Origin of the sequence: Pseudomonas sp. GV105 (assembly GCF_003058185.1) — a bacterium.
In the GTDB taxonomy this organism is placed as follows: domain Bacteria; phylum Pseudomonadota; class Gammaproteobacteria; order Pseudomonadales; family Pseudomonadaceae; genus Aquipseudomonas; species Aquipseudomonas veronii.
Window position 1 is genome coordinate 492987 of the sequence record NZ_QBUF01000001.1, and the last position, 16015, is coordinate 509001.

General features: G+C 51.5%; 10 protein-coding genes. 3 read left to right on the forward strand and 7 right to left on the reverse strand.

Going from position 1 to position 16015, the window contains the following annotated elements; translation table 11 throughout:
• The first annotated feature begins 767 nt into the window (after positions 1-767).
• Positions 768-2408: a class I SAM-dependent methyltransferase gene (locus C8K66_RS02115; protein WP_108524152.1), complete on the forward strand. Its 1641-nt coding sequence runs from the start codon at positions 768-770 to the stop codon at positions 2406-2408.
• 159 nt (positions 2409-2567) lie between these two features.
• Here the strand turns inward: C8K66_RS02115 and C8K66_RS02120 are convergent, their stop codons facing one another.
• Positions 2568-4694, reverse strand: a complete 2127-nt coding sequence (locus C8K66_RS02120) for a hypothetical protein (RefSeq protein WP_108524153.1) — start codon at positions 4692-4694, stop codon at positions 2568-2570.
• 284 nt (positions 4695-4978) lie between these two features.
• Positions 4979-8248, reverse strand: a complete 3270-nt coding sequence (locus C8K66_RS02125; protein WP_108524154.1) for a DEAD/DEAH box helicase — start codon at positions 8246-8248, stop codon at positions 4979-4981.
• 521 nt (positions 8249-8769) lie between these two features.
• On the opposite strand from C8K66_RS02125, the gene C8K66_RS02130 reads away from it, so the two are divergent.
• Together C8K66_RS02130 and C8K66_RS02140 are read left to right on the forward strand one after the other, a co-directional pair.
• On the forward strand, positions 8770-8997 hold the full coding sequence (locus tag C8K66_RS02130; protein WP_108524155.1) for a transposase: 228 nt from the start codon (positions 8770-8772) through the stop codon (positions 8995-8997).
• A gap of 677 nt (positions 8998-9674) precedes the next feature.
• Positions 9675-10277, forward strand: coding sequence for a MepB family protein (locus C8K66_RS02140; protein ID WP_232565607.1), 603 nt, complete (start codon positions 9675-9677; stop codon positions 10275-10277).
• Positions 10278-10430: 153 nt separating this feature from the next.
• On the opposite strand, the gene C8K66_RS02145 is transcribed toward C8K66_RS02140, so the two are convergent.
• The 5 genes from C8K66_RS02145 to C8K66_RS02165 all read right to left on the reverse strand — a co-directional run bounded on the left by C8K66_RS02145 (position 10431) and on the right by C8K66_RS02165 (position 15917).
• Entirely contained in the window at positions 10431-11276 is an 846-nt protein-coding gene (locus tag C8K66_RS02145) for an amidohydrolase (protein ID WP_057004135.1), read from the reverse strand.
• Between the two features lie 28 nt (positions 11277-11304).
• Positions 11305-12594 (reverse strand): MFS transporter, encoded by a 1290-nt coding sequence (locus tag C8K66_RS02150; RefSeq protein ID WP_046383483.1) that lies wholly within the window; start codon positions 12592-12594, stop codon positions 11305-11307.
• A 135-nt stretch (positions 12595-12729) separates the two neighbouring features.
• Complete coding sequence (locus C8K66_RS02155; protein ID WP_046383484.1) at positions 12730-13461, reverse strand: GntR family transcriptional regulator; 732 nt, start codon at positions 13459-13461, stop codon at positions 12730-12732.
• A 316-nt stretch (positions 13462-13777) separates the two neighbouring features.
• Complete coding sequence (locus C8K66_RS02160) at positions 13778-15097, reverse strand: MFS transporter (RefSeq protein WP_108524157.1); 1320 nt, start codon at positions 15095-15097, stop codon at positions 13778-13780.
• 46 nt (positions 15098-15143) lie between these two features.
• Complete coding sequence (locus C8K66_RS02165) at positions 15144-15917, reverse strand: SDR family NAD(P)-dependent oxidoreductase (RefSeq protein WP_046383486.1); 774 nt, start codon at positions 15915-15917, stop codon at positions 15144-15146.
• Positions 15918-16015: the final 98 nt, after the last annotated feature.

Here is a 16015-nt window from a genome sequence, read left to right on the forward strand (position 1 = left end):
CCGAGGTCCATCCACCCCGCCTAACTAGCCGCCCGCTCCTCCCAAAGGCGAGGTTCCCTATTTAATACTTCGCCCAAGACACTATCAGCAGGCAAGTACGAAGGCCTCACACCAGCAGCGATACCGACGAAGACTAAGCACCCAGCGAAGCAACCTATCGCCTTCGGCCAAGGCAAGTAATATGCGCCCGGCTATCTGATGCAGCGAGAGCTTCTCGCGGAAGTAAATCCGCCCTATTTTTCCCAACATTTCCATACCGATACCCCTGTGTTCTCCTGCCCGCAAAGTGAGTAGAAGCAGTGAAAACCAAGGTCAGTTTTTAGTCAGCCGAACAACCTCTACAGGGCCATTTTTAGGCTCGCGGCAACAATCCATTCTCCCCCCACCGGTTCTGAGCTGAAATATTCCTAAATTACCATCTCTCCACGCAGGCATGAAAAGGACGATCTGTCGTATATCGCCGACATCCGTTAGCCATCAATTAGCTCTCGTAAGGAGGCGCAGGAACCGCGCTCAGACGACATTCTTGTTGCGTCGCTGAAATACGACAGCGGCGATATGCCACTTCTGTTGACCAAAACCTTGAAGGGCATCCAGTGGATGAGACTCAGCGCGTCATCTGCCAGTGACCAGGGCAAGATCTATAGACGGCTTGACGGCCAATAACCAGCACGACCAAAGCACGTAACCACTAACCGGGTATTATCTGTAATATTTGTTGAAGACATCACCGCGAAATCCATCACTAGTAAAAAAGGAATGTAGCCATGGAAGAAGCCGGTACGCAGTCATACGCCCAGCCCGTCAAGCAAGAGGCGCGGACAAGAGCACTAAAGCACGCTGTCAATCTTCTGACCAAATATCGTCAGAAAGCTGCAATTGCGCCTCCAAATTATGTCAGAGCTATAAGAGCCCATTGCGCCAAACTAAAATACTATCCTGAATACCCAGAAGCAGCTAAAAGCTGTCGAGACGAAGATGTTGAGTCATGGGAGAAATTTAGGAAATCGGTCGTTGGCCTGCTAAAGCCTGAAGACCTGACGATTGCCTATCTAGCAGGGCCGGAGCCTACCAATGACATTAATACACTTCTCAAGCTTGGGGTTAGGGCTGAAAATATATGGGCATTTGAAGTTAGCTCCAAGAGTTTTGAGAGCGCTATAAAGGACGTAAAAAACAAAGAAATACGAGGAATTAAGCTTATAAAAATGAAGATGGAGGACTACTTTGCGTCTACGCCGCGTAGATTTGACATTATATATTTTGATGCGTGCGCAACTTTTCCGAGCAACGACCAAAAAACACTTAAAATAGTATCATCAATTTTCAGGAACTCATCGCTCAGCTCTATTGGTGTTTTAATCACCAACTTCAGTGCGCCAGACTTATCTAACGACACCGACCTTGAGTGTTATTCTCACTTGATCGCTGCGAATCTCTATAGCAAGGGTACATTAGACAGAAGAAAAGGTCGTCAAATATACACTGGCGAAAGTGCCGAAGCTCATGGCTTTTATCTTTCCAAAGAAGTCATGCCTCCGGAACCCGGAGAGAAAAATAAGTATTTTTTCGATGAGGTAAAGAAAAATTTCGAATTTTATTACGGGTCTTTTATAACTCGACATATAATGGATGTGGCCGCAATAATAGCCCCAACGGAGCGATTGGCTAGCGGAAAGCTTTGGAGTTCTCTATTCATAGATCAAAAGGATGTAATCAGAAAGTCTAAGAAATGGCTGGCGCCAGCAAGTGAAGAGAATCATGATTATTCTTCCGATTATATTTTTGAAGGTGGGAATTTCTCGCTAGTAAAGGCCTTGGCGTATTTAGCTATTGAAGATCCCGGCTTAGAATATCCGGAAAATGTAAAAAAATTCATTTTGCGCTGGATAAGGCAGCTAGAAGGCAATGAAGATCAGCATAAAAGCATAGGTAATATACTTTCGTTTTACGGCTGCAAAGACAGTACGGAGTATTGGACTGAAAGCATGCTTGATATGAAGAGCTTTAACTACAGGGATAAAATGCCTCAGCTTTGCGACGTCGCGACCGAAGAGCTAACATTTTACCCGCTGTTCGCTCAATATTCATATCCTGCGCATTGCAATGTAAACCAAGCACGTCGTTTTACATACATTGCTGAAGGCAAGAAAAATCGAATGTTTCTAGATGTTTTACCCTTCGATGAGTGTAGGTACGTTTATGACTGGCTGTCATCCGCACATTTGGTTGCGGGCGACTTAGAGAAAATGTCTACACAACTCACCTTTAGATTCGCGCTCGACGCAATAGTCAAGAATATACACAGCTATAGTGATGATTTTTTATATGGTGCACATGCTGTCGGGCTTTGCGATGAATTCGACAGCGGTCAGTTGAAAGCAAGAATAAATTTAACAAATAAATAGTGCAGGAATTCTGAGCCGTGTGTGATGCTCAATAATCTTTGTAGGGATCTACTGATCGCGGGATAGCGTCATCCGACGATGAAAGGTTCGCCTAAGTCGGTGCCCGAAATCATTAGACTACTAACTTGTCCCTCTCATCGGATCGTCAAATGGAAACCTCTATTGCGGGGGAGCCGTATGGCGTTCCACTAACAATGCATCGTCGTACACCCTTGCTAACGGCAGTAATAGGTGTTTGACGGATACTAACTGAGTCTCGGTCAGCCAATCATCTGTGTCGTTCAGCAACTCGAGCATCGCGCGTAGCGCGTAGTCAGCCTCGCTAACGCTCGACCCTACAAGGCCAGAATCCAACCGCTGATTTACCATTCCAATAAGCTGAGTATGATTTTTAGGGGCGTCTTCCAAGCTGAGAGATCCGGCTATATAGCCTAAATAACCGCGGCTACCCGATGCTAACACCACGATAGCCCTGTACAAATTTTCGACATCGCCATGTCGAAGATAGGGGGCTTGTGAGCGACTGCCTGCAAAGAAAGACTGTAGATCCTTCACAGTACTTACTATGTCCTTCGAGATCAAGCCATGCTGAACTAGAGACTGCTTTCGAACATCCTTGGCGACAAAAATGTAATCAAGATAGCTGGAGAAATCATGATATTTTCTTAGTTTAAGCAATCGCTTTAAACGTCCGCCATATTCTCTCGAAAGAATGAAGCGCTTCACCTCGGGTAACAGCTCGTTGTTGAACCAGTCAAAAGCGTACTGGCAAGACCACCATCCTCTTGGAGAGAGCGCTCGATTTGAAACCAGATCATCAGGCTGCCAGAGCAAAGTCACTTCGTCATCAGATGAGAAACTATAACGTTTTGAAGAGCTGATCAGCGCATGGTAGCCCTCCTCGAATTGATCATTGGCTTGGCGATGCCAAGGCCTCAAAAGGCTAGGATGGCCATCAAACATATTCCATTGAGAGTTACCTTTTTCGTAATCATGCACCTCTGCAAAGGAGCAGACCTCGGCCCAAACGTCTTTGCGCAGGCATGCCAACGCGACCTTACGCGTTCCACTCCAGTCGACGAAGGGAAAATCGATGGCTGACCAATTGTTTTCTAAGGCTTTTAGCTCGTCACGCATGACCTCAGTTAAGAGGTCCGCAACATCGGCCAGCTCCTGCACGACGTCCTCTCCTAGATTCAGGCGGCAACTTGGCAGGTCAATCAGGTATTCGCTCTTTTCTCCTAGCATAGGGCCGACGATGAAAGCGCGGCCTGTATTCGTCAGCGGCGCTCCACTCGAAAAGAGGAACCTCTTCAAAAGCCAGTCATTGCCAACTGTGATCGTTACTCCTTTTAGGTCACCTTGATTGAAATCAAACGCGGCGGAGGTGCCGGTAGAATGTTGATCGGGGAGCATTACGCTGAATGAAAACCACGGACCACGGTAAAGCCAGTGCCGCCCATTATTGCTGACGCGCCGGAAAACACCGTCGATTGCGAAAGCGGAGGGATGACCTACCCCTCCTTCCTCGACGGTACGGGGGAAGCCTTGGTTATCTGCTACGGCGACAGAAGCACCGGATTCAGCGATGAACGCCTTCGCTGCCTCGGCAACTGCTGGTCGGGGGTCGAACACCGCCTTGCTTACCGTTTCGAAGAAATTAACCCGCTGCATCCAAATGTTACCGAACGCCTCGACGTGTGCTCCTGGAAAGAATTTTGAAATGATGTCTGGATGCGCCTGCACCTGCTGCGTTAGGCGATCTGAAACCCAAAGTTCCCCTTCGATTCCTACTGCCTTGAGCCGCTGCTTTTCGCTATGCCATCGACGGGCCAAGGGAGTTCCGATCTCCTGCTGCGCCAGTATCAACGTAAACGCCCGGGTACTCTTCGCCCAATCTTTGTTGAGAAAGGTTGATACTGTCTCAGAGAGACTAGTTACGTCGAAATTCTTCCAAGCCTTGCATTCGTAGACGTTTAGCCTTCCTGGAAATTGGTCATCATACGCAAAAAGGTCAATGCCACCCTGCCCCGAACCGCTAACGCCAAGGCGCTGACACCCGTGCAGTACTTGATCTTTGGTAAGCAACCACCAGCAAAGCTGTTCGAACGTCACCGCCGGCATCGCTGCAAAGTCTAGCAATACTTCACCGGCCGGAGAGACTTTACTGATAGGTTCAACTACAGCTTGCTTGGAAAGGTGTCCCGGCCAATCCTGTGGCAGATCATTACCATCTACTGACGAGCCGGAGTTGCAGGTGGCGATGCTTTCATTCTGAACGTCCAAATTCAGGTCTCCAGTGACATTCCCGGCCGAACCTTAGCCCGTTGGTGAAGACGATTACAATCAATTTTGAGTTAAGCGACTAACATTGGGTGCGACGCCTTTTTACCGAACTTCTATTTTGACGACTTCTAGTTTCCATGAGATTGCCCATGCTCATGGCGGTATATATCGAGCATGGGCGCGCACCTGCATAGCCCGCTTAGGATGCGCTCTGAACATAGGTGCCTCATATGCTGCCATTCAACTTAATTTGGTCAATTTTTATTAAAAGCATGACCAAATGCTTAGCTAGACGCGGGCACTGAAGCCGCTGCCGGCACAACACTAGGTTGGTGTCGAGCGAAAACATCATTAAAAGTCGCAGATTTAACAACCTTTCCTGGTTTAGGAGACACTGTCTCTCTGCCAACCAAAATAAGGCGTACACCTCGTTGCTGGAAGGTAGAATGCAACCAAGCAAATGCAAACGGAATAGTTGTCTTTGGACCGAGAGCGCCAACAGTCGTAGACTTGAGTCTATCTATCGCTAATCCCGGCTGAACAAGAATAATCTCGAACTCGATGGTTTTTGCCTTTTCAACGAGCTCGAAAAGTGACTTCTTAGCCGTAGGTATATCATCGGCCATTTTTATGCGGCTCATATGCCTGCGATCAATATGCTTTAACACATCTATCTTCGTTAACAACTGGCTTGTCCTGAGCGCCTGCGCCCAAAGTTCTTCCACATCTTTAGTTCTGAAGCCCGGAGAATATGAACCTGCCGCCTTACACAGATATAGTTCAATGATTACTAGACCATTCGATAGCTCTCTTGCGGCAATGAAGTCTGCAAGTTCACCTGCGTCATCGTCGCATAATGCAACCTTGAGAATGCCGCTTTTCACTCGAGCGATTAGCTGGTTTGCCACCAATCGGAATATGGATCTATCTTGGGAAGGTGCGTTTCCGATGTCATAGTTCATAGCTTTGAGCTGCGTGGCCGCTCCAGGTGCCCGCTTTGTTTTTTCAGGCTCAAATCCTGGCGGTTTCTCCATGCGTACATCACAATTTGACCAGTCTGTTGAAAACAAAAAATCCTGTAGGTAGGATAAATCGCTTCCGCCATTAGACAGCGATACAACCTGTTGGCCGAAGACGCATGTACCGTCTTTAAGAAAAATCAAGGGGGGATCTTTTGCTAACCACCGATCAAGACTAATAGTCTCGCTTGACGCTTCGATCATTACGTTTGGGTCGCACTCAAAATGTACGCCATAATTTTTTACCAATACAGAAATTATGGGGAAGGAACCTTGGACTATGTCTCCTTGGGCGCCTATCTTAAAGCTAATCTGTTCCTTTTGTGGATCAGATTCTATTTCATATATTGTAAAATCTGATAAAGGAATGCTTTTTGAACCAATAATTAGCTTAACAGAGTCAGTCCATGTCTTGGCCCCCCAGAATGCTCCCACACCCGCCCCCTTCGGCAACTTTGCGAAATTGAGCTCTGTGGGGATTGGTATACTTTCTAGTGCGCTATTGGTAACCTTTGCACTTCCATTTATCTTCACGGCAGTATTATTCATCCACCGCGCCAATTCATTAATCGCAATAGACTTGACGCCCCAAACCGCTCCGTTTGAACTTACACCCAGCAGCTCCTGATTCAGCAGATTAGGAAGTCCACTCTCTTTCGAGTAATCATAGAGCCGTCCCATCACGTGCCCTTGGCTAAAACCAAAGGACGTTGAGGCATCGAGTGTCTTTTCCACATCGGGCCCTGATGCAATCCGATAGCGCTCGATTAATGGAGATGGAAGCCTAGAGCGTAACCCTACGTTATAATAGTTGACTCCAGGTCGTCCCGAAAAAACACTCTTGAGCCTGTTTAGAGATAGTGGTCTAAATTGCTCAGCATCCTCATCTAGATTATCAATGAGCAGCCGAATATATCTCTTCGCTTCAGGGCTGGCGGTTACAAAGAGGAGTCTTGTTTTCTGTTTTTCGACCTTGGGCTCATAGGTAAGGATTAGCCCAGGAATGAGTGTAGGAACGGCCAATTGGTTAAGCCATGTTGCCTTCTGTTGGATCGCTAGAAACGCTACCTGAATTCGGCCTCCAAAGGCGACGTAAGTTCGATAACCAACGATGTTTGCATTTCCAATGTTATCCACCTTATCCCAATCAGTTTTTGCGCCTGCGGTGCAAGCAAAAACCTTCGCGTGCTCTCTTAATAATACGGCGCCTAACAATTCGGAAAGCGCCGCCTCTGGTATCTCGCCATCGTGGAGATAATCTATGAGTTCGGACTTCAGTTCTTCATGCTCAATCTTTTGTTGTAGTTTTTCTGCGAGGTCTTGGAGCGATTTCGGCGGTTTATCTTGGAGATGTTTAGGTAGCGCACTTTTCAGGATAATCAAATGACTATCTACATCTTCCCCATCTTGTACAAGCGTCCTGCTCACACGCCCGGCAATCTGAACGAAATGACCTAAATCAGGCAGCCGGGTGTGCACAGCTAAGACACGGAGAAAAGGAATATCGATGCCTTCAGCAAGCATATCAACTGCGACAACAATGCGGTAGTTTCCTGACTCTAGGCATTGAAGGGCTAATTTTAGGTTCGTCGTAGTCAACTTTGAATGAAGTAGCAAAACATCCTTGCCCTGATACACCGTTCCAGCCTTCAGGACATATAGAGCCGCCACTTCCACTGCCTGATGGACGTCACGACACTTTGCCAGAATTTTCGCCTGCGGGAACGTCGTTACTAGCTTCTCAAGTTGCTCGATGGCGGTGTCTGCAATAAGCTCGTCCGCTGTTTCCATGGGGGTAGTCTGATTCTTTTTTTTAGTGCCTTCTTCTAGTACCTTTATGCTTGCATCGGAAACCGACTTCTCACAGATTGCCTCTGCAAGGGAGTATGAGAATATGAGTTTCCCAGGAAGTCCGCGAGCGTCCCCCCGAAACGGCGTCGCCGTGAAAAGTACAACCTTCGCTTCTGGATTATTGGCAACGATCTTTGACCACGTTGCGGCTGATAGATGATGTCCTTCGTCGATCAGGATTAAACCGATTAGAGGCGCACCTTTGTCTGATTCTTGAACAGGCTCTTGGTAATATTTGGGAGCATATGATTGAAGGGAGTTCGGGTGCCCAACCACGACTTCGACACCGCAGGGTATTGCAGCATCACTTGATTGACCAACTCCCACCTTAGTTGACACCCGCTGCTTAGGACCGACTCCCAAGGCGGGTTTTAGAATATCGCGAGCGCAGGTCGACGTATACGGAATCAAACGACCTTCCTCTCCCTTATCGAAATAACCTGCAAAGCATCGCGCAAGTTGCTCACGCAAAACCTCAGAACCACAAACGACAAGTGTTTGCCTTCCCCTGTTGAGCAACTGGGAGGCCAACAACATTACTAAGGTCTTACCATAGCCTGTCGGCAGTTGTATCTGGGCTATATGGCCGCGACCTGCGCCTAGAAAATGTCCACGCAGCGCAAATAGAGCACCAAGTTGCCCCGGGCGCAGCATCGATTCGTTCGTTAAGAGCTCTTTCCACATAATGCCTGCTTAAAATGCGCAATCCTTCGCAAGGAGAACGTCTTCTGAATCATGAATGAATGTCTTGCATTTCTTTGGCGAGGTACTGAGCAACGGACAATTCGAACGCGACGATTCCACAGTTTGATGCACCCCTTTACGGTCAAAACATGAAACGTATCCAGGCGAATCTCAACCACCGCGCGATGCATATAAGAAGCCCAGCACCTGTGTGCGCAAAGGTAGCGACGGAGGTAGGGAAAAGCGGCGACCAAAAGGGTAGAGAGTTTTATCCGGGCTTGCTCCATGCTTATGTTTCTTATATTCGTGTGATCTCCCACGCTCCGTAGCGTATGGCCAATTGCCTTCGTTGAGCAAGTGGCTTCCTTCATTTCTTACTGACATCAGCTATTTATTGAGCTGTCTCTGCCTCTAATTTAGGACTCCTTGTATGCCCCCAGGAACGATATGTGAACTGACCCAATAATTTTGGACACATCAATCGGGCGCTGTGATGGCGCCCAGATCTGAGGTGTTTGGATATGCGTGAATCTTATTCGAGAGAGTTCAAGCTCAAGGCTGCCAGCATGGTGCTGGACGATGAGCCGTCTGTTCTCGAGGTCTGTTCCAGTTTGGATATTGTCCCTACAGCCTTGAGTCGTAGCATCCACCGGGTTCGTCAGGAGCGTCAGGGTTCAACATCGGCAGGTGCCAATACGATTACCTCCGATAAGCGTGATATCCAGGAACTCAAAGCTCTGCTCAAGTAAAAGAATCGGGATATCGAAATCCTAAAAACCCAGCGCTCTGCTGCTTTTGGACGCAAAAGATCGCTCTCACTGATCTGTGAGGATGGGCTGCGGCAAAGCATGAGCTTTAAAGGCGAATGCTGGACAACACTCCGATGGAGCGTTTCTTGGCAGCTTGAAATCAAAGTGGGTGCCCGAAACAGGCTATGAATCGAAACACGAGGCCTGAGCGGATGTGCAGCGTTACGCAGGTCGCCGCCGCTTTTGGAAAACTTGCAGCCGGGCGCGGGCTTTAAGGCTAACCAGCCCCTCGGCCGGCACCTGGCGCTGCCGGGCAAGCGATCGCTCTGCCATGCCCTGAGCCAAATGAGTAGTCTGCTGCCATACCGTGACAACTGCTTGGGCTACCGCTTCGAAGTCTGCCGGTAAGCGCAACGGACCGAACAGCAACATTAGCCCCCATTCTTCATCCAATTGTGAGCTGAATTAAGCCAAGAATGTTGCGCATTAAAAATTTCCCACGCAACAAAACTCACTTTGTGCTTACCGCAACACAGTGAAAGCAATTTATTAAAAAAGCGTAATAAATTCAGTAATTAATAAACCACCCCAACACCCTACTATGCCTATTATCACCCGCAGTAGATTCTGACTTTGGGTGGGTGGTACGCTTCTTTTAGAACCAGTGGCGTCTGTTGATGTGTTCGCTGCAATACACACATCTTCTCGCTACGCTCGCATCTGCTGCAATCCAATCCATCAAGGTTCCATCCATGGGCACGTCAGTCGTACCGAGTTGTTTGTTTGCTGCGATTGATGCGGTTTATCTGCCGGCTGGCTTGAAATGCTCGGAAGATATTTCTCCTGACGTTGAGGCTAGAGAGTATGGCGGTTGTCGATTCATGCTGGGTACTCGCCAGGTTGTGTTCCGTGTCGCCAAAACCACGCCGACCAAGATTGGTCAGTTCGTGACGCTGTGGAAACGACCCTGTGCAACGAGTGTGATTACTCCGCTGGATAGCAACGATAATATCGACTTCGTTGTGATCCACGCGACTGGCACCGAACAAAGTGGTCAGTTTGTATTTGACCGTGCAACGTTGCTGTCCCATGGCGTGATGTCCATAAATGGCGTCGGTGGCAAGCGTGCTTTACGTGTGTATCCGCCCTGGAGCCGACCTATTGCCAAGCAAGCGTTACAGACTCAGCGGTGGCAACTCCAGCATTTCGTGACAGTTGAACCCTCAGACCAGACTTCGTTACAGCACATAAAATCGTTGTTCAGGTCCTCGTTAAAGTGAGCGTATACCCTACTCCAGCCCCCTCTCTCATGACTGCTATTAATAACTCAACTAAATAGTCATTTAGTTGAGTTATTAATATACTCCTTCATTCCTTTCTCCCACTCTACAACTAAGAAAGGTCTGAAGTAGCCAGAAATTTACGCGTAAGTTTCAACTTTCGCCTTTTGCAAACCCGAATAACATCCGTGGCGAGTCCACTAGCAGCGCACGCATAAGCTCCGTCGAGCACTCCAGTGCTTGAAGTTGATCGATCACCGTATCGAAACCGACGCCTTCTTCATGTTGCGTGTGCGGCCAGTCGCTGCCCCACACCAAACGGCGACGGCCGAAGCTCTGCTCCAGCAGCGGTAACGCCATCCGGGCAAACTCGAGGTTCTGTTGTGGCGTACCTTCCAGTCGATAGATACCGGACACCTTCATCCACACTTGCCCGCTCAGCCCCAGTTCCAGCACCTCGGAAAAACCTGGCTGATCAAGGCCAAAACGCGCGTCCGGACGCCCCAAGTGATCGATGACGAGTTTGATCCCAAACGGCATCAGCTGACGAATCAGTTTCGGTAAATCCTCCACCTGGCGGTGCAACTCCACGTGCCAGTCCAGTTCAGCGATGTGGCCGAAGAAGTCCTTCCAGGCAGCATCGTGAAAGTCAGGCAAGGCTTTGCCCATGAGGTTCAAGCGAATGCCGACCACACCCAGCCGAGCCATGTCGTTCAACATGACGCGGCTGACACCTCGCTCCAGCACCACCACCCCTCGCAATCGTTCCGGCACCTGCCTCAGCGCCGCCAGCAGGTAGTTATTGTCGGTACCGAGAAAACTCGGCTGCACCAATACACCATGACTCAGGCCATGGGTTTGCAAGTGCTTCAGATACTGCGCAAGTGTGGCGTCGTAGCCAGGGGTATAGCGTCGTGCAGCGGCCAGGTTCAGCTCGCGGCTGAACACATGAGCGTGGGAGTCGATGCCGGTGATCGGCGCAGGACAGGTATCAGGCATGGATTTCATCTATCGAAGGTAATGGTCATCAGGCCCGGGCGGTCTCGTTGCCGTCGACCGTGGTTTGCACCGGTGCAGTCGAGGCCTCGAGACTGCGCCCACGGGTTTCCGGCAGGCAAAGTGCCGCGATCACCGCCACACCGTAGGCGACCCCTGCGTCGATGCCAATTGCAGACCCCAAGGACATGGAGTCGCTCATGTGGCCGACCAGGAACGGGAACACCGCGGAAAGTACTCGGCCAAAGTTGTAGCAGAAACCGACACCGGCGCCGCGCACGTCCGCTGGATACAACTCGTTGAACAGCGCACCAAGACTCGCCGGAATGCCAGCGGCGAAGAAGCCGAGCGGAAACCCCAGGAACAGCATCTGGGTATTGGTCAGCGGCAGGAAAACATAACACTGCACGGTGACGACACAGCACAACGCAAACAACACGATGTTTTTGCGACGGCCAATACGGTCGATCAAAAATCCGCTGACCACACAGCCACACCAGAAGGCGAAGATAATCACCGCCAGGTAGCCGCCAGAGTTCAGCACCGACAGGTTGCGCTCTGTCTTGAGGAACGTCGGCAGCCAGGTCATCACTGCGTGGTAGCCGCCGTGCGCGCCGAGGCCCAACAGGCCACCGAACAGCGTCACGCGGATGAGTTCAGGGCGGAAAATGCCGGCCAGGGATTTGAAGAAGCTTTGCGGGATGGCGTTTTCTTTTTGCAGGCGCTGGAAGCTGTCGGGCTCCTCGACGTTGCGACGTACCCAGATGATCAGGAACGACGGCAGCAATCCGACCAGGAACATCACACGCCAGGCCATGTCCTGCGGTACAAAGGAGTAAATCAGCGTAAACACCCCTACCGCCAGACCCCAACCTACGGCCCAGGCGCTTTGTACCGTTCCCATGACCTTGCCGCGATATTGAGGGTTGATTGTCTCAGCCATCAGCACTGCGCCGGCAGCCCATTCGCCACCGATGCCAAAACCCTGGAGCGCTTTGACGATCAAGAGCTGATTGAATCCCGTCACGAACGCGGACAGAAAGGTGAAGACCGAGAACCACAAAATCATCCACTGAAGTGTGCGTACCCGGCCGTAGCGGTCGGACAACGTCCCCCCTACCCAGCCACCAATGGCTGAAGTGACCAGGGTGACACCACTGATCAGCCCCGCGTCGCCCTTGGTCAGGGCGAACGCGGCGATCAACGCAGGAATCGCCAGGCCGAACATTTGTACCTCCAGCGCGTCGAGCGACCATCCGCCGAAGCAGGCCCAAAACGTCTTGCGCTCCCGAGGAGTGACTTGGCGATACCAGCTAAACATGATTCTTATCCTTATAGGTGGAACGTGAGGCAGCCGAGAGCGAACCGCGCCGCTACGAGGCCAGTCAGAACAAACAAAACGATCAAACCAGCGGCGACCGACTCGCCGCTGAACGAAACGCTACCCAGGCACGGGTCAGCGAATATCCACGCGGTAACGGAAGTGCTCGGCATGCCCGCGAGAACGACGCCACTCCAGCGGTGTGCCGGCGTAATCACGCGCCAGCCTCTCGATCACCACCACCGGGCTGTTGACCGGGACTTGCAGCAATCGCGCGTGCACGTCATTCACCGATTCAGCGGTCAGCGTTTCTTCGGCCGAGGCGACGACCTGACCGCAGACCTCTTCATAGATCGGATACAACAGCGGCCCTTTGCTACTCAGGTCGATCTCCAGCAGCGGCTGAAAGCGGTTGCGGGGCAACCAGATTTCTTCGGCGAGCACCGGCTGAACATCGAGCAGACGCACACGAACAATGCGGATCACCGGCGCGTCGAGTGGCAGCCCCAACGCCTGGGCCACCGCCGAGGGCGCGGCCACCGGTTCGATCGACAGGATGCGACTCTCTGGCACCCGGCGCTCGCCGGCAGCGGTTTGAAAACGGAAGAATCGGAACAGCGAAGATTGGAACTGAGGCCGGCGAATGAAAGTGCCTCGACCTTGCTGACGTTCCAGGATACCTTCACTGACCAATGCATCGACCGCTTTGCGCACGGTGCCAGTAGACAGTTGGTATTCCGCTGAAAGCGCAGCTTCGGTGGGAATCGCTTCCCCCGGACGCCAGCGATTGTTGGCGATCTGTTCAGCCAAATGGTCACGCAGGCGTTGGTAAAGCGGCAGGCGAACATCACTGGAAAGAGCATTCATCGACTTTATTCACCTTGTTATCTAGTCATATATATGAATATAGAGGTGAGTATTTCCCCATACCGCTTGGCTGTCAATAAGGGTCAAGGCATTTTGCTGACGAATAGCGGGGCCAAGCCGTAGCCAATCTGCGTCAGTTCGACTCGGAAATCCTCTCCGTTGTCTCCCCTGCCCCCCCGCAAATCTTGTCCATCAACGCTTGAGCCACACCGCTGCCCTGCTCAAGGATTTTGAGGGCGGCACTGATCGCGGATCACCAGAACGGCTACTGACGCATTGCCAGGATCGCTGACAACCGCGCAGTCAATTTTGTGTCTCATCGCCGCACCTTCACCCAAGCCATGAGCAACGCCGAGGACAGTACGCCGACGGTCATGAAAATATAGGCCGCTCCGGGGTTGCCGGTAAGGCCGATCAGGTAGCCGACAATCCATGAGCCCACAAAGGCACCTAATGCCCCGCAAGCGTTGATCAAACCAATTGCGCCACCGAAAACATTGGAGGGCAGAATTTCCGGGATCAGCGCAAAAAATGGTCCGTAAGGCGCGTACAAAGCCGCCCCGGCGATGCTCAGCAAAGCAAACGACAACCAGAAATGGCTCGGGCCAAGCAAGTAGGAGCAGAAAAATGCCAGCGCACCCAGCGCCAGAAGCGGCCAGACAAAATGTTTACGCTGCTGGGATTTATCTGACATCCAAGACACCGCAAGCATGGCGGCCACGGCCGCGACATAAGGCACAGCGCTCAACCAGCCTACCGTGACAATATCCGCAGCCGCGGCTTGTTTGATGATCGTCGGCAGCCACATGATGAATCCGTAAACCCCGATGCTCCACAGCGCGTGGACGCAGCACAGTTGGATCACCACCGGGCTGGTAAACGCCTGGCGGTAATTACGCACCACCTTCATGCCTTTCTGTTCGTTTGCCAGTGTCGCGGCCAGCTGGTTTTTTTCCTGCTGAGTCAGCCAGTCGACCTGCTCGGGCTTGTCCCGCGCCAGCCGCCACCAGATGAACGCCCACAACACTGCTGGCGCGCCTTCAATCACGAACATCTCGCGCCAGCCCCACGCGTGAATCAAATAGCCCGAGACCACCGACATCCAAAGTACGGTGACCGGATTGCCGAGAACCAGAAACGTATTGGCACGCGAGCGTTCCTTGCGGGTGAACCAGTTACTGATGAAAATCAGCATGGCGGGCATCACTGCGGCCTCGACGATGCCCAGCGACACCCTGATCACCATCAACATCGGAATATTGGTCACCAGCCCCGTGGCCATCGCGCAGATGCCCCACAAGATCAGGCTCCAGAACACCAATTTGCGCACACTGTATTTCTGCGCGTAGATAGCGCCCGGAACCTGAAAGAAAAAGTAGCCCAGAAAGAACAGGGCCCCGATCAACGAGGACATGCTTTTGGTGATACCCAGGTCCTGCTCGATGCCCGCAGCACTGGCAAAGCCATAATTGGCGCGATCCAGATACGCGAGGCTGTAGGTAATGAAAATTAGCGGAATCAGATACCGCCAACGCTTGGGTGCGAAGCTTTTGGTTTTGACGTGTTGACGATTTTCGTCGGTAGCCTGCCCGGCAATATCGACCAGCGACGCTACCTGCTCTTTGAGGTTGCTCATGGATGTCCCCTGTTATTGTTGTTGTTGTTTGCGGCGGGAGTAACATTCAAACGACGCTTGTCAGGCCTCCGTCGACGAAGATCGTTTGGCCGTTGATGAAGTCCGAGGCAGCGGATGCGAGAAATACGGCGGCACCACACAACTCCTCGACGCGCCCCCAACGGCCCGCAGGCGTGCGTTTGCACAGCCATTGGGAAAATTCCGGATTGTCTACCAGCGCCTGGTTCATCTGCGTCGCGAAATAGCCAGGTGCCAACCCATTGGCCTGAATACCGTGGCACGCCCATTCGGCGCACATGCCCTTGGTGAGCATCTTCACGGCACCTTTCGACGCCGCATAAGGAGCGATCGTCGGCCGGGCCAATTCGCTCTGAACCGAGCAGATATTGATGATCTTGCCGCGACGCCGGGCAATCATGTGCCGGGCGACTGCCTGGGACACATGGAAGACGCCGTCTAGATTGACCCGCATCAATTCGTGCCAATCGTTCGCGGCAAAATCTTCCAGCGGTGCCCGCCGCTGAATGCCGGCATTGTTCACCAGGATATCGATGGCTCCGGTCTGCGCCTCAAAGCTATTGATCACTTCGAAAACCTGAGCCTGATCGGTGACATCAAACACCGCGATCTCTGTGCTTACACCCTCGTCACGCAATTGACTTGCGATGAGTTGCGCTCTGTCACTATTACGATCATTGATCACCACAGTGGCGCCCGCAGCTCCCAAGCCCCTGGCTAGTTCAAGCCCGATGCCTTTGCCCGAACCGGTGATCAGGGCCCTGCGCCCGTTAAGCTGGAAGCTACTGGTATTGAATGACATGCTGTTCTCCACAAATGGCCATTTATGTTTTTTGGCCTTGCCGTCACTTCATCGCAGCCCAGCGGTCACGTCCAATCGTCATTAATGATATCGTGATC

Bases quoted from the DNA above. Each gene is read 5' to 3' on its own strand.
- C8K66_RS02115 (WP_108524152.1), top strand. From the start codon at position 768: ATGGAAGAAGCCGGTACGCAGTCATACGCCCAGCCCGTCAAGCAAGAG.
- C8K66_RS02125 (WP_108524154.1), bottom strand. From the start codon at position 8,248: ATGTGGAAAGAGCTCTTAACGAACGAATCGATGCTGCGCCCGGGGCAA.
- C8K66_RS02130 (WP_108524155.1), top strand. From the start codon at position 8,770: ATGCGTGAATCTTATTCGAGAGAGTTCAAGCTCAAGGCTGCCAGCATG.
- C8K66_RS02140 (WP_232565607.1), top strand. From the start codon at position 9,675: ATGTGTTCGCTGCAATACACACATCTTCTCGCTACGCTCGCATCTGCT.
- C8K66_RS02145 (WP_057004135.1), bottom strand. From the start codon at position 11,276: ATGCCTGATACCTGTCCTGCGCCGATCACCGGCATCGACTCCCACGCT.
- C8K66_RS02150 (WP_046383483.1), bottom strand. From the start codon at position 12,594: ATGTTTAGCTGGTATCGCCAAGTCACTCCTCGGGAGCGCAAGACGTTT.
- C8K66_RS02155 (WP_046383484.1), bottom strand. From the start codon at position 13,461: ATGAATGCTCTTTCCAGTGATGTTCGCCTGCCGCTTTACCAACGCCTG.
- C8K66_RS02160 (WP_108524157.1), bottom strand. From the start codon at position 15,097: ATGAGCAACCTCAAAGAGCAGGTAGCGTCGCTGGTCGATATTGCCGGG.
- C8K66_RS02165 (WP_046383486.1), bottom strand. From the start codon at position 15,917: ATGTCATTCAATACCAGTAGCTTCCAGCTTAACGGGCGCAGGGCCCTG.